The organism is Aquabacterium sp., from assembly GCF_016234775.1.
Taxonomy (GTDB): domain Bacteria; phylum Pseudomonadota; class Gammaproteobacteria; order Burkholderiales; family Burkholderiaceae_C; genus Aquabacterium.
Map to the genome: position 1 here is coordinate 131,221 of NZ_JACRAH010000001.1, position 22,856 is coordinate 154,076.

A 22,856-nucleotide genomic window follows, 5' to 3' on the forward strand; every position below is an offset into this window, starting at 1 on the left:
GTTCCGTCGAGTCCGATCCCATGCATCCAGCTCCAGCTCGGCACCGAGATGGCGGGACGCGGTTTGCGGGCGATTTGTACTGGACGGACAAGTCCTTCATGTTGATCCCAATGGTCAACGCTATCTGGGCTTGTCCAGAGCTCAGGTGGCTGTGTCCGCCTGGTTGAAGCAGCTGCGTGCCGAGGATGCTGTGGCCATCGAGCAGGCATTGGCGCTCAGGTCGGGCATCGACCTTCAGGTCCAGATTGGGCATACGGCCATCCTGATGCGAGGGAAGTCCTCAGGCGCTCATCGTGTCGAAGGGCTGTTGCTGAAACTGCCTCCTCCACGCAAGGTGCCACCAGGCACGCCGATTCGCGCGCGAGACGAGTTTGTCGCAGCCATCAGTCACGAGTTGCGTACACCGCTCAATGCCATTCTGGGCTTTGCGCGACTGGCCAGAGCCGACGCACCTGAGGGTGCCGAGCGGCGTCATCTGGACTACATCGATCAGGCCTCCCGGTTGATGCTGCGGGTGGTCAATGATCTGTTGGACCTGACCCGTCTGGAAGCCGGCAAGCTGGAGATCGATCCCGAACAACCCCTGAACATGCATGCTGTGGTGTCGCGGGTTGGGGCCGTGGCTGCCAGCCTCAGGCAGGACAAACCTGTGCGCTTGTATGCGTCGGTCGATGCTGCGTGTCCCATGCGTTTGCGTGGCGATGTCGGTCGCATCGAGCAGATTTTGCTGAACCTGGTGGCCAATGCCCTCAAATTCACGGACAGGGGGCGCATCGTGGTCGATGTTCGGCAACGCAGCAGACAAACAGAAAGCGTCGTGCTTCGGATCTCCGTCTCTGACACCGGTGCTGGCATCGCGATGGACCAGATTGCCCGAATCGGGCTGCCGTTCGAGCAGGCCAACAACCCATCATTGCCTCAAACCGGCGGCACAGGGCTGGGCCTGGCCGTGGTCAACCGTCTGCTTGAGTTGCATGGCACGAGTCTGAAAGTAGCCTCTGTGGCCGGTGGTGGTTCCATTTTCTGGTTCGACATCGAGTTCCCGTTCGACGACGCCATTGCAGACGTGCCGCTGAAACCCGACACCCTGGTCATCAGCGAAGATGAGCGCCTGATCCAGACGATTGCCACGCAATGGGCTGTGCATGGTGAAGCCTTGTGCCATGGGGAGGATGCACAGTCCGCCTCGCGCTGGGTGCTCGACCTGGCTTCTGACCGCGCGCACCACATGGCTGGGCAAGGTCTGGCCTGGGGGCGGCAAATCTTCTGGGTCAGCGCCGAGCCTGCTGTGAACACCTCAGAGGTCTGCCCCTTGCCCTTGCTGGCCCATGCCGTCTTCGGTGGGGGCAGTGACGAGCGGCTGGAGCTGGATCCGCAACTGCGGGGCCTCAAGGTCCTGGTGGTGGAGGACAACGCCCTCAATCAACATGTGCTGCGTGAATACCTCAGGCGGCTGGGGGTCGATGTCACCATCGTGGGGGAGGGACGGCCCGTGCCGGCCTTGCTGGGGCAGCGACACGTTGATCTGGTTCTGCTGGACATCCAGTTGCCCGACTGGAGTGGCTGGGATGTGGCGCGAGCCGTGCGGGCGCTGCCCAATGGCAGCGACATGCGCATTGTGTTCTTGAGCGCGCACGTTGACCCTTCCGATCAGATCGAGGCTGCACACCTGGGCGCATTGGCCTGCCTGAGCAAACCGTTTGATGCTCCCCAGTTGCACCAGATTTTGCGGGAAGTGGCGCAAGCGGCCCGCGTTACCGAGCGACGATTCGAGCAGGCTCAGGTTGAGGATGCGGCAAATCCTGTACCAACCGTGCGCCCCAAAGCCGCCTTGCTTGGGCTTTTTGCCGCTCAGTGGCCAAGTCTGCGCACCCAGATCACAGGCGCGGAAGATGCGCAGGCCTTGCGCAGGGCTGTCCACGCGCTGAGGGGCTCCTTGGCGGTGATGGGCCAGGCCAAGCTGGTCGAGCGCGCGCGGCAGGTCGAAGAGGCCTTGCTGGCAGGGCGGGTGATCACCATGGATGAGCTGCAGGATTGGCTCGTCGCGGTTGATCGCCTCGTCGATTTTTGACCCGCAATCTCCCCCGGGTGAGGACCTGGGGCGCTTCCAAGGTGAGGGGCTGATGGGCTAAAGCCGGCCTTCTCCACACAATGAGCACCAAGGGAACAGGACCGGTTCATCGGCCAACCCTCTGGATGCAAGTGGATGGAGACGAAGCATGGACATCACAACGACCTCAGAGGTTCGTGAAACGGCCAACAGAGCTGAAGCCGCCGCGGCGAACGTGATGATCCCACAGCGCGGCGGCAACCAATACCTGACGTTCACCGCAGCAGGAACCACCTATGCGATGAGCATCGTGTCGACCAAGGAAATCATCGAGTACGGATCCGTCACCAGGATCCCCTTGATGCCTGCCTTCATACGTGGCGTGATCAATGTGCGTGGCCTGGTGTTGCCTGTGATCGATCTGGCCGCCCGTCTGGGTTTCCCTCCGGCGCGGCCCGGGCGCCGGTCCTGCATCGTGATCGTCGAAATGACGCATGAAGGTGAGACCTTTGACCTGGGCGTGGTGGTGGATGGCGTCAATGAAGTGCTGGAGCTGGATCAGGATGATCTGGAGCCACCTCCGCGATTTGGCGCCAACATCCGAAGCGATTTCATCGAAGCCATGGCACATGTCCATGGTCACTTCGTCATCGTGATGCACCTGGAGCAGGTGTTGTCCATTGAAGAGGTGTCGGACTTGGCGAGGGTGAGTGAGTCCAGGCAACTGCTCGTCCATCATTGATCGATTCAATCTGACCTGACACAGAGGTGTGGCCATGATCGAATGCACTTTGAGCGAAGCGGCGCAGGCAAGGTGCCTGACCATTCGAGGGGAGCTCACCATCGCCAGCGTGACGGATGCCAAGGCCTGTCTGCGCGCCACCTTGGTCGATTTGATTCCAGGCTCGCTGGCCCTTGATCTGAGCAAGCTCACTGAGGTTGACGCTGCCGGCGTGCAACTGCTGTTGTGCATGACGCGCAGCCTGCATGCGGCTGGCATGGCGATGAACGTTCAAGCGTGCTCTGACAGCCTGATCAACACGGCATGGGAGCTGGATCTGGCCGATGAGCAAGGTTGTCTGGGCGTGCCATACCAGACCCTGGTGGAGGTGCCAGCATGAACGACCTGGATCTCGACATCAGCGGGGCGGTCGCCACCTTTCTGGTTGAAGGGCGCGAGTTGGCGCAAGAGCTGGAACAAGGCTTGCTCAAGCTGGAGCAAGGCCACGATCGCAGTGACAGCGAGCTCATCAACGCGATGTTCCGTGCAGCGCACACCATCAAGGGGTCTGCAGGCATTGTGGGCATCGACAGCCTGGGGCGATTCACGCACAGGGTCGAGTCGCTGCTGGATCGTGTTCGCGAGGGCGAGCCCTTGCTGGACGATGACATGATCACGCGCTTGTTGCGCTGTTGCGATCACATTCTGAAGCTGCTGGATCTGGCAGAGGCAGGTGACCTCGAAGGGCAGGCTGTGTGTGACAAGGAGGCGGAACTGCTGGAGGGCCTGGGGCAGGATACGAGGGTAAGGGAGTCGGCGGGAGCGCCAGGCACCTACCATGAGCTCCCTGGTGGCGACAACTGTGGATTCAGGCTGTGGGCAGTGTTTGGGCGGGACTGCTTCCGTGATGGGCTCGATCCTGCATCGGCCTTGCACTTTCTCAGCAGTCGCTGTGATGTGCGCCAGCGTGTCGCGTTGATCCAATCCCTGCCGGAATTCGACCAACTGGATCCCGAGACATGTTTTCTGGCCGTGGCCTTGCACGCATCCAACCGTCATTGCGGCCTGGCTTATGAGACGTTCGAGTTCTTTCGTGAGTCCTCGCTGATTGTGTCCTGCAGTGATGGCACATCGGCGGCCGTGGTCAGAGATTTGTTGCAACCCCTTCGCGCCCAATTGGGTGACGCGGCTTTGCAGCCCTGGCGAGACGCCGGCCTCATTGCGCAAGACGAGTGGCAGGAACCCGTTGGGCGAATGGCCCGGCCTGTTGCGGCCGTGGCGACGCAGGCTGAGCGTCAGGATAATGGCGAACCACCCTCAGGCACCCAGGCTTCTCCTCGAAAGGCGGCCGCCTCGCCGAGCGCCGGCGCAGCGGGTGGCGCATCCAATGCGACCCGATTCGTGCGCGTACCGGCTCAGCGATTGGACTCGCTCATCTCCCAGGTGGGCGAGCTGGTGATCGCCGGGGCTGGTGTGGACGTACAGGCAAAACAGATCGGGCATGTCGCGCTGCAGGAGGCCGTTGGCACGCTGATGCAGTTGATTGACACCATCCAGTCCAGCACCTTGCAGATGCGCATGGTGCCCATCGGCGAGACCTTCAGTCGTTTTCAGCGTGTGGTGCGCGACGTGGCCCATGAACTGGGCAAGAACATCAAGCTGGACGTTGTGGGTGCGGAGACCGAGTTGGACAAGGCCATGGTTGAACGCATCGGTGATCCGCTGATGCACCTCGTGCGCAATGCGATGGACCATGGGCTGGAAACCCCTCAGGACCGCGCGGCATCCGGCAAGCCCGAGCAAGGAACCCTGAGGCTGCGCGCGTTTCATGATTCAGGCAATGTCGTGGTCGAGGTCAGCGACGACGGTCGAGGGCTGCGCCGAGACAAGATCATCGACAAGGCGCTGGCCAAGGGCCTGATCAGTACAGCCGAAGGGCTGTCCGATCATGAGGCCTATCAACTCATCTTCGAGCCGGGCTTTTCTACGGCAGAGCAAGTCACCAGCCTGTCCGGCCGCGGTGTGGGCATGGACGTGGTCAAGAAGAGCGTGGAAGCCCTGCGCGGCACCATCACCTTGAATTCCCGCGAGGGAGAGGGCACGCTGGTTCAGATGCGCCTGCCTTTGACGCTGGCGATCATCGATGGGTTCATGGTGGCGGCAGGCGATGCTCGCTTCATCGTGCCCCTTGACATGGTCGTCGAATGCATCGAATTGCCTCCAGATGCCCTCTCGGCAGGCAGCCCGCAGTACATCAACCTGCGCGGTGAGGTTCTGCCATATGTCTGCTTGAGACAGGCTTTCGATATCGATGGCCCTGCCGTGCGCCGCCCCAGCGTGGTTGTTGTCCGTTTCTCGGACATGAAGATCGGCTTGCTGGTGGATGGTCTGCTGGGTGAAATGCAGACGGTCATCAAGCCGATGAGCGGCATCTTCCGCCACCTGAGGTCAGTGTGCGGAACCAGCATTCTTGGAACGGGCGACATCGCCTTGATTCTGGATGTTCACCAGCTTGTGTCCAGTTCACTGGACAAGAGTACCAGGCAAGCAGTGTTGCTTGCCCCCACGCCAACAGTCTGACGAGGAGCGCATCATGGGTGCAATGGATCTATTCTTGAGTCGGCATGACGATCGCCTGACTGCCTGGTCGACGCGTGCGCAGATGGCCATAGAGAGTGGACATCAGGCCGACGCCCTGGCGTTGACGGATTTCACCGGCGCAACGCGCAATTACGCCGAAATGGCGCTGTCATGGATGCGCCTGGCGAGCCGCCAGCAGGAGGGGCTCATCGACCTGACAGCTCGGGCCGAGAAATTGACGGACGCGATGGCCCTTGCTCAATCTCGGGAGGCCATGCTACAGGCTGAGTTGCAGGCGATCGGCCGGTCTCAGGCCATCATCAGTTTCGATACGCAGGGTCACATACTGGATGCCAATGACAATTTTCTTCAGACCCTCGGGTACAGCCTGGACGAAGTCAAGGGGCGTCATCACAGCATGTTCGTAGACCCGGCGTACCGTGAATCGATCGAATACCGGCAGTTCTGGGAAAACCTGGCGCTCGGCCGCTACGATGCCGGGCAGTACAAGCGCATCGCCAAGGGCGGCAAGGAAGTCTGGATACAGGCAAGTTACAACCCGGTATTGGACAAGGATGGCCGGCCTTGCAAGGTGATCAAGGTCGCTGCTGACATCACCGCAGACAAGCTGCGCAATGCCGACTACCAGGGGCAACTGGCTGCGATTGGCAAGTCACAGGCCGTCATCGAATTTGATCTCAAAGGCAACATCCTGTTTGCCAATGACAACTTCCTCAATGCCGTTGGCTACTCCCTGGACGAGGTCAAAGGTAGGCATCACAGCCTGTTTGTTGATCCCACCTACCGTGACAGCCCGGCCTATCGCCAGTTCTGGGAGCGCCTGGGGGCCGGCCAGTTTGATGCGGGGCAGTATCAACGCATTGGCAAGGGCGGGCGCGAGATCTGGATTCAGGCCAGCTACAACCCGATTTGCGACATGAGCGGCCGCCCCTTCAAGGTGGTGAAGTATGCGGCCGACATCACCGAACAGGTGTTGTCAGCCCGCGCGTTCGAGCAAGAGCTGGAGTTCGTGGTGGGCAGCGCGTCCAAGGGGGATTTCGATCAGCGGTTCAACATGCAAGGCAAGCAGGGCATGCAAATGACGACAGCCAGGAGCGTCAACGCCTTGCTGGCGGCCAGTCAGGCAGGCTTGCGCGAGGTGCAGGAGATCACCAACAAGGCCATTCGGGGTGATTTTGCAGACCGCATCAAGCTGGATGGCAAGCAAGGCTTCTTCCTGGATCTGGGGGTCGGGACCAACGATCTGATGGATGTGGTGGAGCAGGGCTTGATGACGGTACAGACCGCGCTGCAGGCGATGGCGTCGGGTGACCTCAATCACGTCATTGACGACAATTTCGAAGGCATCTTTGACGAGCTCAAGCAGTCCTTCAACGCCACGATCGGCAAGCTCCGCCAGGTCATCGGTGACGTGAGGGCCAACTCCGACATGCTGGCGACGGCGGCCACTCAGATTGCGGGTACGGCTTCCAGCCTGTCGGAGTCGGCCAACAACCAGGCCACCAGCGTCGAGGAGACTTCGTCTGCCATCGAGCAGATGACCGCCTCCATCGGACAGAACGCCGACAACGCGAAGGTCACGGATGGCATGGCACGCAAGGCCGCTGGAGAGGCCCATGACGGCGGCGCAGCGGTGGGTGAAACCGTTGGCGCCATGAAGAGCATTGCCAACAAGATCGGCATCATCGATGACATCGCCTACCAGACCAATCTGTTGGCGCTGAACGCGGCCATCGAGGCGGCGCGGGCTGGAGAACATGGCAAGGGGTTTGCCGTGGTGGCAGCCGAAGTCAGGAAGCTGGCCGAGCGCAGTCAGGTCGCAGCGCAGGAAATCGGGCAACTGGCTGCTGGCAGTGTGCACACGGCAGAACGTGCGGGCGCCTTGCTTGGCGAAATCGTACCAGCCATCAAGCGAACCAGTGATCTGGTGCAGGAGATCACCGCCGCCAGCGACGAGCAGTCCACCGGTGTCGGGCAGATCAACATGGCGATGAGCCAGTTGACCCAGCTGATTCAACAGAATGCGGCGGGCAGCGAGGAACTGGCGGCCACCGCCGAGGAGATGACGCTGCAGGCAGACAAGCTTCGCCAGATGATGGAGTTCTTTCAGATCGGCTATCGCGAGCCCTCACCATCTCACGTCGCAGCCAAGCCCGTGGTGACAAGGATGGCCCCCAGCAGGGTGTCCGATGCGGGTGGATCGGTAGACGAGAGCAAGTTTCGCCGCATGGCCAGCGTTCGCCACTGACACGTTCAACACGGAGCCCGCATCATGATTGGTGCTGAGATTTCTGATAAGGACTTCGAACGCCTTCGGCGCTTCTTTGAGTCGGCTTCCGGCATCCATCTGGCTGACTGCAAGAAGGTGCTGGTGTGCGGCAGGCTCTCGCGTCGCTTGCGGCACTTCAAGCTGGACAGTTACCGCGAGTACATGGATCTGATCGAGTCTCCCAATCAGCGTGCCGAGCGCCAGATGGCAATTGACCTGTTGACGACGAACGAGACGCACTTCTTCCGTGAGCCCAAACACTTCGAGCGGTTCCGTCGTGTGTTGAAGGAGTTGGCAGATCGGCCAGGCAGCCCGGCGATTCGCGTCTGGAGCGCAGCCTGCTCCACGGGCGAAGAGCCCTACAGCCTGGCCATGACCATGTCTGAGGTGCTGGGGGGGCGCAGCTGGAGCGTCCTGGCATCTGATTTGTCCATGAAGGTCCTGGAGGACGCGAGACTGGGCATCTACCAGAGCCAGCGTTTCTGCGAAATTCCCCGCGACCTGGCAGAAAAGTATGTGCTGGAGGGCTTCGACGAATATGCCGGGCAGTACCGCATGGATGCCAGCCTTCGCCAGCGGGTGCACTTCGAGCAGATCAATCTGATGGAGCCCTTGCCGCGGGTCGGCCCCTTTGACGTGATTTTCCTGCGCAATGTACTGATCTATTTTGATAAGGCTTCCAAGCGTCGGATCGTGGACGCCCTGGTCCAGAAACTGCGCCAGGGTGGCTTGCTGTTCATCGGGCATTCCGAAACCCTGGGTGGGGTGACCGATTCTGTGGTGGCGATCGAACCCACGGTGTACCAGAGGCAGTCATGAGTGATGCCATCTTGTCACCGGCGGGGCTTGACAGGGCGTTGCCAGTGCTGGAGGGCAATGGGCAGATTGCTTGCAACGCCATCGGTGCCACGAGTGTGACCTTGCGGGAGGGGCAATGGTTCTTTGGCCGTGGTGATGTCCATGTGTCGGTTTTGGTGGGCGCCAGTGTGGCCTTGGTCCTGTGGTCGCCGCGGCAAGGTTGGGGCGGGGTCTGTTGCTTTGCTCATGCTGAACCCGCTTCAGGAGGTAGTCGGCAGGGGCTTGACATGCCGCGGCCAGCCCAGGAGTTGACGCGCCAGCTTGAGGATCGTCTGGCCCGTACGGGCGGCCACTGGTCTGGCATTGAACTGTCTCTGGCTGGCGGCGCGCATCACCACGATAGCGATGTCGGGATGCTCAATGTGGCCTGGTCTCAGCAATGGGCCGGCAGCAAGGGGCTCGTCCCTCGTCTGCAAGATGTGGGGGGGCGTGTTCTGCGTCGTCTCACTTTTCAGCTGATGGATGGCACTGTTCGCATTGCCCATGGCGGGCGCATGTGTTCTCAGGAGATGTGACATGGGTCAGGGTCCGATTCGGGTGATGGTGGTCGATGACTCGGCCGTGGTGCGGCAGGTGCTTGGCGCGATGGTCAGCAGCGAGCCAGGGTTGGAGCTCATCGGCGCACATTCGGACCCGCTGTTTGCGCAGAAGGCCATGGCCCAGAACTGGCCGGATGTGTTGATCCTGGATGTGGAGATGCCCCGCATGGATGGCGTCACGTTCCTGCGCCAGATCATGAGCACACGGCCCACGCCCGTGGTGATCTGTTCTACGCTGACCACAGCCAACGCTTCAACCACGCTGGAGGCGATGCAGGCCGGGGCTTTCGAGATCATCGAAAAGCCCAATGCCAGCGTGCGAGATCAGCTTCAAGCGCAGAGGCAACGCCTGATCAGTGCGGTCAAGAGTGCCGCAAGGGCCAATGTGCATGCGTTGGCCCGCAAAGTTACGCCCACGAGCGTCGTTCCTTTGCCCATGGGGCTTGAAGCCGACAAGGCCAAGCCTGTACGTGCCATGTCCGAGACGACGGACCGCATCGTGGCGGTCGGGACCTCTACAGGCGGCACCCAGGCTCTGGAGTTTCTGCTCAGTCGTTTGCCGGTGACGGCGCCGGGCATGGTCATCGTGCAGCACATGCCTGAGGCCTATACCCTGGCCTTTGCCGAAAGGCTCAACCAGGTGTGTCAGGTTCGTGTGAAGCAGGCGCAGGATGGTGAGCGCATCATCAGCGGCCAGGCGCTGATCGCCCCCGGGGGGCGGCATCTTCAGGTGCGCAGGCAGGGCGCTTACTACTACGCAGTCGTCAAGGACGGACCGCCTGTTTCACGGCATCGCCCCAGCGTCAACGTCTTGTTTGCCTCTGTGGCTCACCATGCCGGTCCGAACGCCGTCGGGATCATCATGACGGGCATGGGGGATGATGGCGCCAGGGGCATGCTGGAGATGAAGCAGGCCGGGGCGACCACCTATGCGCAGGATGAAGCCAGTTGCGTCGTGTTCGGCATGCCGCGTGAGGCCATCAAATTGCATGCAGTGGACCAGATTCTGCCGCTCGATGAGTTGCACGATGCCTTGATGGGGCGCATCAGTGCCAAAGGCCGTCGCACCGCAGCTGCACAGCCGGCTTGAGATGGTTCAACGGGGTGACCAGTTTCTTCCCGGGTCAGGACCCGGGGCGGCCCCAAGGTATGGCGCTGATGGGCATTCGGGGCTTGCATCTCCACAATTCATTCATGGATTACGCAGGAGAGCAAGCATGATCGCATCGAGGGCTCGCAAGGGCAGATCAACCGCCATTCCGCCAGAGGTCACTACCGCGCCAATGGTGATCCATAGCGGCGGAACCCCTTATCTGACCTTCAGTGCAGGGCATTCCCATTACGCGCTGTACATCGTCTCGACAACGGCCATCGTGGATGCGCCCAGCATTGCCGCTGACCCTCGCATGCCTGAGTTTGTCAAAGGCGCGGTCCAAGTGGAGGATCGTCTGATACCGGTTATCGACCTGGCCAGTCGCATGGGCCTTCCACCTGCGCGGGTAGCACGCCGTTGCTGTGTGGTGCTGGTGAATGCGCACTTGGGAGACAAGGTCATCGAAGTGGGTGTGGAGGTTGACCATGTCCAGGAGGTGCTGGATTTAGGGCGGCCCGAACCGGACCTCCCACCCCCTTGTGGTGCCAACATCAATACGCACTTTGTTGAACTCATGGCCAAGCGACCAGGGCATTACGCGATGGTGATGCACGTGGAGCAGCTGTTGTTCACCGATGAGTTGTTGGCGTTGTCTGAACTGGAGGAGTTGGCAGATGACGTCGTTCATCACTGATTTGCTGCGGGCAAACACGCCTCATCGCCAACCTCAGCCGACATTGGCGCCTTGCCAGGATGCGGTGGGTGGCGACTTGCCTGGCTTCCTGGAGAGCAGTGGTTTGGTGAGCCGGCATTCGGCCGTTGAACGCAGTGTGTTGCTCAGGCCAGGGGATTGGTTGTTTGGCCGTGGAAACCTGCGGGTGTCGGCCATGCTGGGCGCCAGCCTCGCCCTGGTGATGTGGGTGCCTCGGTACAGACTGGGCGCCGTGTGCTGCATTGCCCATCCTGTCCGACCTGCCGGCGTATATGGGTTGGAAGGGCCGTGTGGCCTCTACGGTGAAGATGCCGTTCGCTGGCTGGACGAACGTCTTCAAAGAACAGCCTGTGATTGGTCTGATGTGGCGTTGTCGTTGATTGGTGGTGCGCATCAGCAGGGGGGATGTGCGGGCCAGCGCAACGTCAGTTGGGTGCAGGCATGGTCTGCGACGCAGCATCTGGTGCCTGCGTTTCAGGATGTCGGGGGGAGTGTGTTGCGCAAGCTCAACTTCAATCTGACAGATGGCAGTGTGACGGTGACCCACGGCGGAAGCCTTGGCAGCGTCGACGTCTGAGGCCCCTTCCGACAGGGCTTCAACACGTGGCTCAGACCCTGACGACTGTCACGGAGCAGTCAGCCTCTGCCACCACCTGGGCGCTCACGCTTCCCAGGTAGCGCCGCAAGGCCGAGTTGCCGCGCGCACCCATCACGATGTGATCCACCTGGTTCTTGTTGGCAAACTCGACCAAGGCGTGGGCGGTATCCGGTGCTTCCAGCACGTGGAAGGTCAGGCGGTGCTCGTCGAGCTCCAGTTGCTGCTGAAGCGGCCGGGCCCAGTGCTTGATGGCCACCAGTTGCTGCACATGCAGGCTGTTGCCCTCGTCGTCTGTCAGCTTGTCCATGCCGACGCGGTTGATCTTCATGATGCTGACGCATGCCAGACGCGCGCCCGGCTCGATCTGCAGGATGCGCCTGACGGTGGCCAGCAGCTTCTTGTCCAGTTCGGGTGTGCTGGCCTTGGTGGCGATCGCCACCATGATGATCGGGCTGTGCTCGACGTGCTGGGTGGCATTGGCCTCGGCCTCGGGCTCCGCACCCATGGCCTTGAACCAACGGCGCAGGCTGCTGATGCCGCCGCGAGGCGCCATGTGCTCGGCGCGTTTGGTCAGCGGGATCTGATCGGGGTGTTGCAGGTCCAGTGCGAGCTGGGCGCCGGTCTGATAGCGTTTGGCCGGGTCTACCTCCAGACAGCGCAGGATCACCTCCTGCAGCCACGGCGGGGTATCGGCTCGGTGGGCGCGAGGCGGAATCGGGTCGGTATAAAGCCGCTTGCGCAGGCCTGACACCGTGCTGGGGCTGCCGAAGGGGCGCTCGCCCGTGGTCAGGTGATAGAGCATCACGCCCAGTGCGAAAAGGTCGCTGCGTGGATCGTTGCGGATGAACTGCACCTGCTCGGGCGACATGTAGGGCCCTGTGCCCATGGGCAGCGAGAACTCCTCTTCCAGCAGATCAGGCAGTTGCGCGTGCCGTGACAGACCGAAATCGATCAGCACAGCCTCTCCCGTGGGGCGGAACATGATGTTGCTGGGCTTGACATCCAGGTGTACCAGGTGCTGCTTGTGCAACTCGTGCAAGGCGAAGGCGACGCGCTGGCCAATCTCGGCGACCTCGTCAAACGGCAAGGGCGCCTTGTCCAGCCTGGGGCGCAAGGATTCGCCCTGGATGTGCTCCATCACGATGTAGGGCTGCTTGATGAAGTCGCCCTTGGTGAGGAAGCGCGGCACGTGCGGCCCCTTGAGCATGGGCATCACCATTTGTTCGACCTCGAAGCCCACGATGGTGGCCGGATCCTCGCCGCCTTTGATGCGCGGGATCTTCATGATCAATGCATGCCCGGTGTCGCCGTCCAGCGGCTCCACATCCCACAAGGTGGCCATGCCGCCTTGGTGCAGTTTCTCCTTGAGGCGAAACTGGTCAATCACATCGCCGGTTTGCAGTTTTCCTGGCGGAGTCATCATGCGCAGTTCCTGTTGCTGGCGTCTGGGCGCGGTTAGCGGCCGTCGCGCAGGCGATCGGCCAGGTGGCGAGGCAGGCCCGCATCGATGATGCGTTGTGCGGCTGCTTCATGGTCGTAGGGCACTCGGTGAAACGTGATGTTGTGGCTGACGGTATCGAAAATCAGGTAGCAAGCCGCCGGGTTGCCGTCGCGGGGTTGCCCGACAGATCCTGGAATCGCCAGCCAGCGGCGCATGGGCGACAAGGTGATCGGTGTGCCATCAACGGGCGAGAAGTCGCCTGACTTTCCGGCGCTGGAGAGGTGATACAGGCAGGGTTGATGCATGTGCCCGCAAAACACAAAGGGGTGCTGGCTGACCTGCATGCTGCGCACGGCTTCCATGCGGCCATCCAGGTAACCCCACTGAGAAGGCGCATGCAGATTGGCATGGGCAAACTGGCAATCCTCCAGTTCGGCCACCAGAGGCAGCGATTCGATGAACGCCACATGGGAGGCGCTCAATTGCTGGCGGGTCCAGGCCAGGGACTCCTGAACATGCCCTGCCATGTTATGTGCCCCCTCATGCCGCACCGCATCGTCGTGATTGCCCTTGATGGCAATCGCGCCTTCCTTGACGCGTGCCTGCACGAAATCCAGGACCCAGACCGGGTCGGCACCGTAGTCGACATAGTCACCCAGCAGCACGGTCTGATCACAGGCCTGTTGCCTGGCGTGCTCCCAGACGGCTTCGGTGGCCTGGCGGTTGGCGTGCAGATCGGAGAGAACGGCGAGTTTCATGACGGGACAGCTTCAGGAATGGGCCAGTTTAGGCTCAGGCCTGCCAGACGCTCAACCCGGGGTATCAGGACTTGTGCATTTTCAAATCTTTTGCGGATTTATCGAAAACGTGGCGTAACACGAGACCCCCGGGGGTTTGATACCATTGCGCGCAACGGCATGCCCGGGTTCCTGGGTTCGAGACCGAAGAGACACCATGAGATCTGCAGAACAAGAAGCCGTGCTGCGCTCGGTGCGCAAGCTTGTCGCATTCTGGCAAATCACCGCCGATGAACTTTCCGGTATTCCCGAGCCTGTCAAGGTGGTGGAAGAGGCTCGGCCGCCTGCCGGGCCCAAATACCGCCACCCCCGTAGCGGAGAAACCTGGGACGGTGAAGGGCTCCAACCGGCGTGGCTGCGAGAAGCCTTGACCCGGCAGGGCTACACCGTGGAGGAACTGCGTCTGCCACGGGCAGAGGATCGGCCCGAGCACGGCTGATCTGCTTAGGCTGCGGCGGTCAGCACCGCGTTGTCGGGTGGCGGCTGGTTGGCGGGCTGCTCGGTTGCGGGTGCCCTGTACGGCATCACGCGGCCACGACCGGATTGTTTGGCCACGTAAAGTGCGGCGTCGGCTTGTTTGACCAGGTCGTCGGCGAGATCTTCCTGCCCAGGCATGTGCGCCGATACACCAATGCTGCAACTCAGCAGCACCGAATGGCCATCCTGGCTGATGAAGGTTTGCTTGATCTTGTCGAGCATGGCCTGTGCCACCAGGAGCGCGCCAGCCTCATCGGTATTGGGCAGCAGCACCACGAACTCTTCGCCGCCGAAGCGGGCCACCATGTCGACGGGCCGGCGCAGAACGGACGAGAGCCCTTTGGCTGCAGCCTGCAGGCAAACATCGCCAAACGGGTGGCCGTGGTTGTCGTTGATGTGCTTGAAATAGTCCAGATCGACCATGGCAATGGCCAGGGATTCACGGCGGCGTCGGGCATCTCGCCAGGCCACGTGGAGCGATTCCTGGAATTTGAGCCGGTTGGGAATCTGCGTGAGCGCGTCTGTGCGGCTGAGGACTTCGAGCTCGCTGGCACGCTGCTCCAGCAGCGCCTGCGACCGTTGGCGAGCCCAGTATTCGCGACCGACCAGCCTGGAAATGCTCAGCGAGTAGGCGAAAAACACGCCGATCAAGGCCGCCAGCGCCAGGTTGACCGAGCCGCCCTGAGGCAGCACGGCCAGTACCGTAGGGCCCAAGGTGCAGATGGGGTACAGCAGCGGGAGGATGGCATCGATGGCAACGATGACGGTGCCGCCTGCGGTGATGCCGACGGTACTCATCAGGATCAGCCAGCGCAGGTTCTCTGCATCGGGCGCCACCAGCACGAGGCCACACAGGACGCCCCAGTAGGCGTTGTAGGCCAGGGACTGCGCCCGAAAGACCAGCAGGGTGCGCCGGAAGTTGCGCTCCAGCCGCTCTTTGAGACCCCGGTTGTAGGCCAGGCGCAGCGCGGCACAGACCAGCAGAGCCAGTCCGTTGAGCAGGGCGAAGTAGGGGTGGCGTGCGACGTACTGGTCTGCCTGCATCAGCACGGCCCAGATGGCCGAGTAGAGCAGCACGCCCTTGCGCATGCGCTGGGCGGCGTCCAGGACGCACTGCTTCTGAAGTGACAGCGGCACGTCTGTGCCGTCTTGCAACGCCTCAGCGTCGTCGGATGTGTGTGTGGTGTGGGCAACCATATTGACCTTGACTCGAAAAGCGTCAGGCCACATCCGAAAGGCCTGACGTCCAAGCCGTTTTCGGATGAGGGTGTCCGAACTTGAGGTTCGTCTTGGGAGCAACAGCGGTCTTCTTGTTTGCCCAACCGCTGCCCTACACTGCGCTGCCGCATTGATGTGGCCTGCTTCATCCTCCGAAAAACGATCTGTCATGCTGCTTCGCCTGCAACTGCGCTATCTGATGGTTTGTCTGCTCCTGTGGTGCGGGCATGGTGTTGCGTTGGCAGCTGACTGCCTTGACCAGGAAACGTGGGCGGCCATCCAGCATGCGCAATGGGATCATGCTCGTGTGCGGTTGCAGGCCATGGTTGATCAGTCGGTGGTTGTAAGGGGCAACCTGGAGCGGTGGATCTGCCTGCGTCGGATGCTGGGCAATGCGCAGGCGCAATTGATGCAACTTGAGGCCGCTACGGATAATCTGCAATTGGCTTACAACGAAGCCCTGCTTCAGCTTGGCCCAGAGCACCCTGAGACCATGAATGCGGCGATGGGGCTGGCGATTGTTCACGGCAAGAGAGGTGAGCACGACAAGGCTCTGCCTGTGCTGCGGGCGCTCTTGCCGCCAACAGAGCGGCGCTATGGTGCGAACGCCATGCAGGTGCTCACCTTGCTGAAAAGCACGGCCACCAGCCTGGCCTGGATCGGCAACTATGCCGATGCCTTGCCCCTGGATGAGCGTGTTTTGCGGATTGCAGAGCAACTCAAACCAGACGGAGATGTGGGCGGCTGCCAGAGCGTGGCTCTCTGTGAGCGGATCAAAGGCAATGCGGCCAAGAATCTCGCGTTGACGTTGACCAGGCTGGGCAGGGCCCCTCAGGGGCTCCCGCTGGCTGAGCGCGGTGTTGCCTTGCAAATGGCACATCTGGGCCCTTCACATCCGAACGTCCTGGATGCGCAGTTGGTGCTGGCGTCTGCATTGATTGGTGTGGGGCAAATCCAGGAGGCGCACGAGCTTCAGGAAAAGGTGCGAAATCAGGCGCAGGCGGCATTGGGGTCCACTCACCCCATCACGCTCAAGGCGGAAGGCGACCTGGCTGCGTCATCGACTGGTCGAGAGGCCTTGGTTCAGAGCAAGTCACCGCAACAGGCTCGCCTGCAAGTGCTGAGAGAGACTTTGGGGCCGAGTCACCCGGACGTGCTTCTGGCCAGCGTCAATCTGGTGGACACCTTGACGAAACTTGGGGAGTTTGCGCCCGCATTGGAAGCTGCAGAGGCCGCTGTACAGGGGCTTTTGCAGCGCACGGATACCTTGATGTTTGACGACCGTAGTCAGCGCGCCTGGTTGAATCAGCAATACAAGCTGGAATGGCTTTATCTGGGTTTGTTGGTGCGCAATGGCCGTGTACCTGATGCCTTCCTGGCTTCGGAGACGCTGAAGCATCATCGCTATGCACTGCAATTGGGTGCATCCGGCGAGACGGCACTGGGCAGTGCCCGCGCGCAGACATCCAAGGAGGCGCTGCGCCAGCTGACGCTGCTTGATCAGCGTATTGCTCTGGCGCGCAGTCTCAACCAGAGTGTGTCGGTATTGTTGGCGGATCGATCCGCAGCATTTGATCGCTGGAATGCATCTCGTGCCAGCACCCCCTTCACGCTGCCCAACGTCAAGGCCGTGCCGGCGTGGGCCCAGACCGTGGTCAAGCATGGTGACGCGGTGATCAGCTATCGTGTGATCGGGGGCTCGTTGTGCGCTTTTGTGCTGGAGGGGGACAAAGTATCTTTTGTTCGACTGGCCGATGCTGATCGTGTCATGCCCACGATCGAGGCATATCGGTTGACCATGCGTCAGATCGCCATGAGTGGCAAGCCGTATGACAAAGATGTATTGTTGCCCTTGTGGCGGTTGCCAAATGGCTCATTTCGTTACGCTTCTCAGCAGCCTCCAGGTGTGGCCACCAGAGCCGGCGGCCTTAATGAGGTGCTTCAATCGCTTTCCGAGTGGTTGATACAACCCTTGTTGCCCAAGCTGGGCACGCACAGTGGCAGGTTGCTGGTCAGCGTGGATGGCAGCCTGGGGCATGTTCCGTTCGAATCCTTGCCGATGGAGTCGGGGCAAGGCGAACCGAAGATCCTGGGTGAGCGCTTTGCCGTCTCGCTTTTGCCATCGTTTGTCATGTTCGACACGCTGCAGGCGCGGCAGCGAGCCTATGCTGATCTGGATCGCCGGCCCCTGATGGCCGTGGGCGGGGCTCACTATGCGAAGGTGGAAAGGCATGGCTTCATCTCTATCCAGCGAGAGAGAAATGTTCGCGCCATGCAGCCGATGGACTTGAAACAGATGTGGCAAAGTGCCAAACATGATAGGTCTTTGTTGCCGCTGGCATATCTGAACTGGTCGCAGGGCTTCTCGGATCTGCCTGGTTCGGCCGAAGAGGTAGATGAACTGGCGGGTTTGTTTGGCGAGCAGCCTTCACGGCGTTCCTTGGTCCTCAAGGGCGCGAGCGCCAGCGAGGCCACCATCAACCGCCTGGATCAGAGCGGCGATCTTGCCGACTACCGGATCCTGCATTTCAGCACGCACGGTTTTTTGAGTGATGACGAACCTGCGCTGAGTGCGGTCGTGCTCAAACAGGTCAACCGTGAGCCGGGCACCGACGGCTACTTGACGGCAGCGGAGTTGTCCACGTTGGCGCTGCGCAGCGACCTGGTGGTCGTTTCTGCATGCGATTCAGGCGCCAGTCATGTGACGGTTGGGGATGGGGCTACGGGGCTGTCCATGGCACTGTTTCAGGCGGGCACCGTCTCGTCCATCTTGTCTCTGTGGCCAATAGAAGACGAGGCCTCTCGTCGTTTCATGGTCCATTTTTACCAGTTGATGGCAAATGGCCTGGACGCAGGGCAGTCCTTGCGTCAAACCAGACTTTGGGCGAGAGATCGAGGCTTGTCTCGACACGTCTCTGAGGGGCTGGTCCGATGGGGCCTGTAATCACGCAGTCACGCCACGAACGGGCGTGATGCAGGTTGGTCCCCCCGACAGGAATCGAACCTGTATTTGCCGCTTAGGAGGCGGCCGTTCTATCCATTGAACTACGGGGAGATCAAGGCGAAGGCAGCATTATGCCTTGAGCATGCCCTTGGTTTCGATGAAGCCGATGACGTCGGCCAGGCCCTGTTGCGTCTTGAGGTTGGTCATGACGAAGGGGCGGGTGGGGCGCATGCGCTTCGTGTCGGCTTCCATGATCTCCAGATTGGCGCCGACATAAGGGGCCAGATCCGTCTTGTTGATGACGAACAGGTCACTCTTGGTGATGCCGGGGCCGCCTTTGCGCGGGATCTTTTCACCCGCGGCCACGTCGATCACGTAGATCGTGAGGTCGCTGAGTTCAGGGCTGAACGTGGCCGCCAGGTTGTCGCCGCCGGATTCGATGAAGACGATGTCCGCATTGGGGTACTTCGTCAGCATGCGGTCCACGGCTTCCAGGTTGATGGAGGCGTCTTCGCGGATGGCGGTGTGCGGGCAACCGCCGGTCTCCACGCCCATGATGCGGTCCGGATCCAGGGCGCCGGCGACGGTCAGCAGGCGCTGGTCTTCCTTGGTGTAGATGTCATTGGTGATGACGACCAGGTCGTACTGCTCGCGCATGGTCTTGCACAGCATTTCCAGCAAGGTGGTCTTGCCGGAGCCCACGGGGCCACCGACGCCCACGCGCAGGGGAGGAAGCTTCTTGGTGCGGCCGGGGATGTTGTGCAGATTGCTCATGATCGGAACAGTCGTGAGTATTGGGTTTCATGCTGGGCGCTGAGGATGGCCAGCATGGGGGTGAAGGCCTGGCGCTGCGTGTCGGGCAGGGTCAAGGCGTGGTCGATGGCGGCCGGGATCTGGTCGATCAGGCTTTGCAGAATGCGTTGGCCGGCACTTTGGCCCAGGGGCACCACCTTGATGGCAGCCTGGGCCATGTTCTCGGCCCAACCAAAGGCGAAGCTCAGCAAGGCTTCACGGATGGCTTCGGCGTTGCCGCGCGGGCCGGGTGCGGGCAGGCAGTGCGCCACGGCCAGGGCGAAGGCAATGGGCCAGGTGGGTGTGGGCGTGAGGGCGGCGCATTGGGCCAATCTCTCGTCGCTCACTTGCAAGGTGGCAGTACCCGTGCGGTTACGCAGCCATTCCACCAGCGAGCGGCCCATCTGCTCGGTCTGCAGGCGCAGTTCGCTGGTCTCACGCGTTTGCGTGACCCAGTTGTTGAGCTCGTTGAGGCGAGTCAAATCGCCACGTTGCCAGGCGGGGATGGCGCGGGCTACCACGGCCAGATCGGCGCGGGCCACGCTCAGATGGAGCTGGTCAACCAGCCACGCGGCGGCGTGATGCTCGTTGGTGACGCGGCCTGATTCGACGGCAGCTTCCAGCCCTTCCGAGTAGCTGAAGCCGCCCACCGGCAAGGCGGGCGAGGCCAGCCACATCAGTTGCAGCCGGGCTGCTGGGCTCAAAGGCTCACTGCGGGGGACAACGCGGGGCATGTGTCAGGTCAGTGGTGGTGACCGTGGTCGTCGTCATGATCATGGTTGCACCCAGGACCGTGAACGTGAGGCGCAGCCGGTGCCGACTTGATGGCAATGCCGATGGGCTTGCCGCGCACGGGCGCTTGAGTCTGAGTCGCCGGCGTGGCATGGGCCACATGCGCGTGACCGTGGCTGCAGCCTGGGCCGTGCACGTGGCCAGGTTCGCCATGGGCGGGGTTTGGATGGCTGTGATCGTGGTCATGGCTGTGGTGCGCATGCCCACCAGCCGAATAGGCGCCGCCCTCAGGCTCGAACGCGGCTGTGGCTTCCTTCACCGTCAGGTGCATGGCGCGCAGCATGTCGGCCAGCACATGATCAGGTTCAATCTTCAGATGATCCGGCTGCAGCTCAATCTGCACATGGCGGTTGCCGAGGTGGTAGGCAGCGCGAACCAGATCGAAGGGCGTGCCGTGTTCGGCGCACGGCGTGATCACGAGCACGGGCTGCGGCGCCGCCTGCACGCGGATCATCGAGCCATCCTCGGCCACGAGCACGTCGCCACCACGGACCACGGTGCCACGTGGCAGGAACACGCCCAAGGTACGGCCCGCGCTGTCAGTGGCATCGAAACGGCTTTTCTGGCGCACGTCCCAGTCGAGCTCGACAGACGAGGCGCGCTTGAGCAGCACGGTGGCCAGACCCTGGCCTTGGGGAAGGAGCTTGTTGACAGTCAGCATGGGCAGAGTGTTTCCTGTTGAGGTCGCCAGTGTCCGTCAAAACAGGAAGTAGCGCTGCGCCATGGGCAGCGAGGTGGCGGGCTCGCAGGTCAGCAACTGGCCGTCCGCTCGCACCTGGTAGGTCTGGGCATCGATCTCCATCACGGGCATGTAGGCGTTGTGCACCATGTCTGTTTTCTTGACCGTGCGGCAGCCCTTCACACCCACCACCTGCTTTTTCAACCCGTATTGCTGGGGCAGCTCGGCGCTGATGGCCGCCTGGCTCATGAAGGTCAGTGAACTGCGGCTCAGGGCCCCGCCAAAGGCGCCAAACATGGGGCGGTAGTGCACCGGCTGCGGTGTGGGAATGGAGGCATTGGGATCACCCATGGCCGCTGCAGCAATGAAGCCGCCTTTGAGGATCAGGCTGGGCTTGACGCCAAAGAAGCCGGGTTTCCACAGCACGAGGTCTGCCCACTTGCCTTCTTCGATGCTGCCCACTTCATGCGCCACACCATGGGCCAGCGCCGGGTTGATGGTGTACTTGGCCACATAGCGCTTGACACGGGCGTTGTCGTGGCGATCGGTGTCGCCAGGCAGCTTGCCCCGCTGCGACTTCATCTTGTGGGCCGTCTGCCAGGTGCGCATGATGACCTCGCCCACGCGGCCCATGGCCTGCGAGTCGGAGCTGAACATGCTGATGGCGCCCAGGTCATGCAGGATGTCTTCGGCGGCGATGGTTTCGCGGCGGATGCGGCTTTCCGCAAAGGCCAGGTCTTCGGCGATGGAGGCGTCCAGGTGGTGGCACACCATGAGCATGTCGAGGTGCTCGTCAATGGTGTTGACCGTGAAAGGCCGCGTCGGGTTGGTGGAGGAGGGCAGCACATTGAGCTCGCCCACCACCTTCATGATGTCCGGCGCGTGCCCGCCGCCCGCGCCTTCGGTGTGGAAGCTGTGGATGGTGCGGCCCTTGAAGGCGGCCACCGTGTCTTCCACGAAGCCGGATTCATTGAGCGTGTCCGAGTGGATGGCCACCTGGATGTCAGCTTCTTCCGCCACGCTCAGGCAGGTGTCGATGGCCGCGGGTGTGGTGCCCCAGTCTTCGTGCAGCTTCAGGCCGATCACGCCGGCTTCGACTTGCTGACGCAGCGCCTCGGGGCGGCTGGCGTTGCCCTTGCCCAGGAAGCCCAGGTTCATCGGGAAGGCCTCGGCGGCCTTGAGCATCATGGCGATGTTGTCCGGGCCGGGCGTGCAGGTGGTGGCGAAGGTGCCCGTGGCCGGGCCGGTGCCGCCGCCGATCATGGTGGTCACGCCGCTGTTCAGCGCTTCTTCGATCTGCTGCGGGCAGATGAAGTGGATGTGGGTGTCCAGGCCGCCAGCGGTCACGATCATGCCTTCAGCGGCAATGATTTCGGTGCCTGGGCCAATGACGATGTCCACGCCGGGTTGCACATCGGGGTTGCCGGCCTTGCCGATCTTGACAATGCGGCCCGCCTTGATGCCGATGTCGGCCTTGATGATGCCCCAGTGATCCAGGATCAAGGCATTGGTCAGTACACAGTCGAAGGCTTCCATGGCACCAGGGCCGTTGCAAACCTGGCTTTGGCCCATGCCATCACGGATGGTCTTGCCACCGCCAAACTTGACTTCTTCGCCATAGCCACCAGCGCGCAAGGTCAGATCCTGCTCGACCTCGATGACCAGATTGGTGTCCGCCAGGCGCAGTCGGTCGCCCACGGTGGGGCCGAACATCTCGGCATAGGCGCGTCGGGGAATGCTTGCCATCTTGCTTTGTCCTTCTTGTTCGGGATGGGCGCTTCAGAGCTTGCCCTGGATCAGGCCACGAAAGCCATACACCACACGGTCGCCCGCGTAGTCGACCAGTTCGATGGTGCGCTGCTGGCCGGGCTCGAAGCGCACGGCCGTGCCTGACGCGATGTTCAACCGCATGCCGCGCGCGGCCTCACGGTCAAATCGCAAGGCGCCGTTGGTCTCTGCAAAGTGGTAGTGCGAGCCCACCTGAATGGGTCGATTGCCCGCGTTCTCGACCACCATGGTCAAGGTGCGGCGGCCCGGATTGATGCTCAGGTCAGGGCCATCGGTGAGAAGTTCGCCTGGAGTCATTTGCGGCCCTTCATCCAGATGGCCCCGGCGATCACCAGCGCAACCGCCACGAAACCCAGGACGTCGGTGCTGTGCCAGTGACTGACGCCAGGCATGTCATGGCCTTCGTGTGCCAGCGCAGGCGCGTGGGCGACGGCGGCGCCCAAGATCAGTGCCAAGTTTTGGACGAGTTTGGTGCGTGTCATGGAGT

The 22,856-nt window shown here is 61.8% G+C and carries 21 protein-coding genes and 1 tRNA gene; 12 read left to right on the forward strand and 10 right to left on the reverse strand.

The window, feature by feature from the left end; translation table 11 throughout:
* The first annotated feature begins 145 nt into the window (after positions 1 to 145).
* The 10 genes from HY836_RS00610 (at position 146) to HY836_RS00655 (ending at position 11,420) form a co-directional block, all read left to right on the forward strand.
* The gene (locus tag HY836_RS00610; RefSeq protein ID WP_290672336.1) at positions 146 to 2,071 is read left to right on the forward strand and encodes an ATP-binding protein; all 1,926 of its coding nucleotides are present in this window, start codon (positions 146 to 148) and stop codon (positions 2,069 to 2,071) included.
* A gap of 148 nt (positions 2,072 to 2,219) precedes the next feature.
* A complete protein-coding gene (locus HY836_RS00615) occupies positions 2,220 to 2,792 on the forward strand; it encodes a chemotaxis protein CheW (protein ID WP_290672339.1) in 573 nt (190 codons plus the stop codon).
* A 34-nt stretch (positions 2,793 to 2,826) separates the two neighbouring features.
* Positions 2,827 to 3,171, forward strand: coding sequence for an STAS domain-containing protein (locus HY836_RS00620; RefSeq protein WP_290672342.1), 345 nt, complete (start codon positions 2,827 to 2,829; stop codon positions 3,169 to 3,171).
* The gene (locus tag HY836_RS00625; RefSeq protein WP_290672346.1) at positions 3,168 to 5,351 is read left to right on the forward strand and encodes a chemotaxis protein CheA; all 2,184 of its coding nucleotides are present in this window, start codon (positions 3,168 to 3,170) and stop codon (positions 5,349 to 5,351) included. Before HY836_RS00620 ends, HY836_RS00625 begins: the two co-directional genes overlap by 4 nt.
* Before the next feature lie 13 nt (positions 5,352 to 5,364).
* Entirely contained in the window at positions 5,365 to 7,620 is a 2,256-nt protein-coding gene (locus HY836_RS00630) for a methyl-accepting chemotaxis protein (RefSeq protein WP_290672348.1), read from the forward strand.
* Between the two features lie 24 nt (positions 7,621 to 7,644).
* On the forward strand, positions 7,645 to 8,460 hold the full coding sequence (locus HY836_RS00635; protein ID WP_290672351.1) for a protein-glutamate O-methyltransferase CheR: 816 nt from the start codon (positions 7,645 to 7,647) through the stop codon (positions 8,458 to 8,460).
* Positions 8,457 to 9,014, forward strand: coding sequence for a hypothetical protein (locus HY836_RS00640; protein ID WP_290672354.1), 558 nt, complete (start codon positions 8,457 to 8,459; stop codon positions 9,012 to 9,014). The genes HY836_RS00635 and HY836_RS00640 overlap by 4 nt, the downstream gene beginning before the upstream one ends.
* A 1-nt stretch (position 9,015) precedes the next feature.
* Positions 9,016 to 10,128, forward strand: a complete 1,113-nt coding sequence (locus HY836_RS00645) for a chemotaxis response regulator protein-glutamate methylesterase (RefSeq protein ID WP_290672357.1) — start codon at positions 9,016 to 9,018, stop codon at positions 10,126 to 10,128.
* 127 nt (positions 10,129 to 10,255) lie between these two features.
* A complete protein-coding gene (locus tag HY836_RS00650) occupies positions 10,256 to 10,825 on the forward strand; it encodes a chemotaxis protein CheW (RefSeq protein ID WP_290672360.1) in 570 nt (189 codons plus the stop codon).
* Complete coding sequence (locus HY836_RS00655) at positions 10,806 to 11,420, forward strand: chemotaxis protein CheD (RefSeq protein WP_290672363.1); 615 nt, start codon at positions 10,806 to 10,808, stop codon at positions 11,418 to 11,420. The genes HY836_RS00650 and HY836_RS00655 overlap by 20 nt, the downstream gene beginning before the upstream one ends.
* 31 nt (positions 11,421 to 11,451) lie before the next feature.
* Here the strand turns inward: HY836_RS00655 and HY836_RS00660 are convergent, their stop codons facing one another.
* A complete protein-coding gene (locus tag HY836_RS00660; RefSeq protein ID WP_290672366.1) occupies positions 11,452 to 12,861 on the reverse strand; it encodes a bifunctional serine/threonine-protein kinase/universal stress protein in 1,410 nt (469 codons plus the stop codon).
* Positions 12,862 to 12,896: 35 nt separating this feature from the next.
* Positions 12,897 to 13,640, reverse strand: coding sequence for a metallophosphoesterase family protein (locus HY836_RS00665; protein ID WP_290672370.1), 744 nt, complete (start codon positions 13,638 to 13,640; stop codon positions 12,897 to 12,899).
* A gap of 196 nt (positions 13,641 to 13,836) precedes the next feature.
* On the opposite strand from HY836_RS00665, the gene HY836_RS00670 reads away from it, so the two are divergent.
* Complete coding sequence (locus HY836_RS00670; RefSeq protein ID WP_290672373.1) at positions 13,837 to 14,118, forward strand: H-NS histone family protein; 282 nt, start codon at positions 13,837 to 13,839, stop codon at positions 14,116 to 14,118.
* 5 nt (positions 14,119 to 14,123) lie between these two features.
* Here the strand turns inward: HY836_RS00670 and HY836_RS00675 are convergent, their stop codons facing one another.
* Entirely contained in the window at positions 14,124 to 15,353 is a 1,230-nt protein-coding gene (locus tag HY836_RS00675) for a diguanylate cyclase (protein ID WP_290672376.1), read from the reverse strand.
* Between the two features lie 190 nt (positions 15,354 to 15,543).
* Here HY836_RS00675 and HY836_RS00680 point away from each other — a divergent pair, with 190 nt between their 5' ends.
* Entirely contained in the window at positions 15,544 to 18,318 is a 2,775-nt protein-coding gene (locus HY836_RS00680) for a CHAT domain-containing tetratricopeptide repeat protein (RefSeq protein ID WP_290672379.1), read from the forward strand.
* Positions 18,319 to 18,354: 36 nt separating this feature from the next.
* On the opposite strand, the gene HY836_RS00685 is transcribed toward HY836_RS00680, so the two are convergent.
* The 7 genes from HY836_RS00685 to HY836_RS00715 all read right to left on the reverse strand — a co-directional run bounded on the left by HY836_RS00685 (position 18,355) and on the right by HY836_RS00715 (position 22,851).
* A tRNA-Arg gene (locus tag HY836_RS00685) sits at positions 18,355 to 18,429 on the reverse strand.
* 18 nt (positions 18,430 to 18,447) lie between these two features.
* Complete coding sequence (gene ureG / locus HY836_RS00690) at positions 18,448 to 19,092, reverse strand: urease accessory protein UreG (RefSeq protein WP_290672382.1); 645 nt, start codon at positions 19,090 to 19,092, stop codon at positions 18,448 to 18,450.
* Positions 19,089 to 19,844, reverse strand: a complete 756-nt coding sequence (locus HY836_RS00695) for an urease accessory protein UreF (RefSeq protein ID WP_290672385.1) — start codon at positions 19,842 to 19,844, stop codon at positions 19,089 to 19,091. The genes ureG and HY836_RS00695 overlap by 4 nt, the downstream gene beginning before the upstream one ends.
* Before the next feature lie 8 nt (positions 19,845 to 19,852).
* Positions 19,853 to 20,563 carry an urease accessory protein UreE gene (gene ureE, locus HY836_RS00700; RefSeq protein WP_290672388.1) on the reverse strand — a complete coding sequence of 237 codons (711 nt, stop codon included), beginning with the start codon at positions 20,561 to 20,563 and terminating at the stop codon, positions 19,853 to 19,855.
* A gap of 36 nt (positions 20,564 to 20,599) precedes the next feature.
* Positions 20,600 to 22,327, reverse strand: coding sequence for an urease subunit alpha (ureC, locus tag HY836_RS00705; protein WP_290672392.1), 1,728 nt, complete (start codon positions 22,325 to 22,327; stop codon positions 20,600 to 20,602).
* A 33-nt stretch (positions 22,328 to 22,360) separates the two neighbouring features.
* Positions 22,361 to 22,666: an urease subunit beta gene (locus HY836_RS00710; protein WP_290672395.1), complete on the reverse strand. Its 306-nt coding sequence runs from the start codon at positions 22,664 to 22,666 to the stop codon at positions 22,361 to 22,363.
* Positions 22,663 to 22,851 (reverse strand): hypothetical protein, encoded by a 189-nt coding sequence (locus tag HY836_RS00715; protein WP_290672398.1) that lies wholly within the window; start codon positions 22,849 to 22,851, stop codon positions 22,663 to 22,665. The genes HY836_RS00710 and HY836_RS00715 overlap by 4 nt, the downstream gene beginning before the upstream one ends.
* Between the last annotated feature and the right edge of the window lie 5 nt (positions 22,852 to 22,856).

Bases quoted from the DNA above. Each gene is read 5' to 3' on its own strand.
- HY836_RS00625 (WP_290672346.1), top strand. From the start codon at position 3,168: ATGAACGACCTGGATCTCGACATCAGCGGGGCGGTCGCCACCTTTCTG.
- HY836_RS00680 (WP_290672379.1), top strand. From the start codon at position 15,544: ATGCTGCTTCGCCTGCAACTGCGCTATCTGATGGTTTGTCTGCTCCTG.
- HY836_RS00640 (WP_290672354.1), top strand. From the start codon at position 8,457: ATGAGTGATGCCATCTTGTCACCGGCGGGGCTTGACAGGGCGTTGCCA.
- HY836_RS00620 (WP_290672342.1), top strand. From the start codon at position 2,827: ATGATCGAATGCACTTTGAGCGAAGCGGCGCAGGCAAGGTGCCTGACC.
- ureE (WP_290672388.1), bottom strand. From the start codon at position 20,563: ATGCTGACTGTCAACAAGCTCCTTCCCCAAGGCCAGGGTCTGGCCACC.
- HY836_RS00645 (WP_290672357.1), top strand. From the start codon at position 9,016: ATGGGTCAGGGTCCGATTCGGGTGATGGTGGTCGATGACTCGGCCGTG.
- ureG (WP_290672382.1), bottom strand. From the start codon at position 19,092: ATGAGCAATCTGCACAACATCCCCGGCCGCACCAAGAAGCTTCCTCCC.
- HY836_RS00665 (WP_290672370.1), bottom strand. From the start codon at position 13,640: ATGAAACTCGCCGTTCTCTCCGATCTGCACGCCAACCGCCAGGCCACC.
- HY836_RS00710 (WP_290672395.1), bottom strand. From the start codon at position 22,666: ATGACTCCAGGCGAACTTCTCACCGATGGCCCTGACCTGAGCATCAAT.
- HY836_RS00675 (WP_290672376.1), bottom strand. From the start codon at position 15,353: ATGGTTGCCCACACCACACACACATCCGACGACGCTGAGGCGTTGCAA.
- HY836_RS00660 (WP_290672366.1), bottom strand. From the start codon at position 12,861: ATGACTCCGCCAGGAAAACTGCAAACCGGCGATGTGATTGACCAGTTT.
- HY836_RS00715 (WP_290672398.1), bottom strand. From the start codon at position 22,851: ATGACACGCACCAAACTCGTCCAAAACTTGGCACTGATCTTGGGCGCC.
- HY836_RS00635 (WP_290672351.1), top strand. From the start codon at position 7,645: ATGATTGGTGCTGAGATTTCTGATAAGGACTTCGAACGCCTTCGGCGC.
- ureC (WP_290672392.1), bottom strand. From the start codon at position 22,327: ATGGCAAGCATTCCCCGACGCGCCTATGCCGAGATGTTCGGCCCCACC.
- HY836_RS00655 (WP_290672363.1), top strand. From the start codon at position 10,806: ATGACGTCGTTCATCACTGATTTGCTGCGGGCAAACACGCCTCATCGC.
- HY836_RS00650 (WP_290672360.1), top strand. From the start codon at position 10,256: ATGATCGCATCGAGGGCTCGCAAGGGCAGATCAACCGCCATTCCGCCA.
- HY836_RS00670 (WP_290672373.1), top strand. From the start codon at position 13,837: ATGAGATCTGCAGAACAAGAAGCCGTGCTGCGCTCGGTGCGCAAGCTT.
- HY836_RS00630 (WP_290672348.1), top strand. From the start codon at position 5,365: ATGGGTGCAATGGATCTATTCTTGAGTCGGCATGACGATCGCCTGACT.
- HY836_RS00695 (WP_290672385.1), bottom strand. From the start codon at position 19,844: ATGCCCCGCGTTGTCCCCCGCAGTGAGCCTTTGAGCCCAGCAGCCCGG.
- HY836_RS00615 (WP_290672339.1), top strand. From the start codon at position 2,220: ATGGACATCACAACGACCTCAGAGGTTCGTGAAACGGCCAACAGAGCT.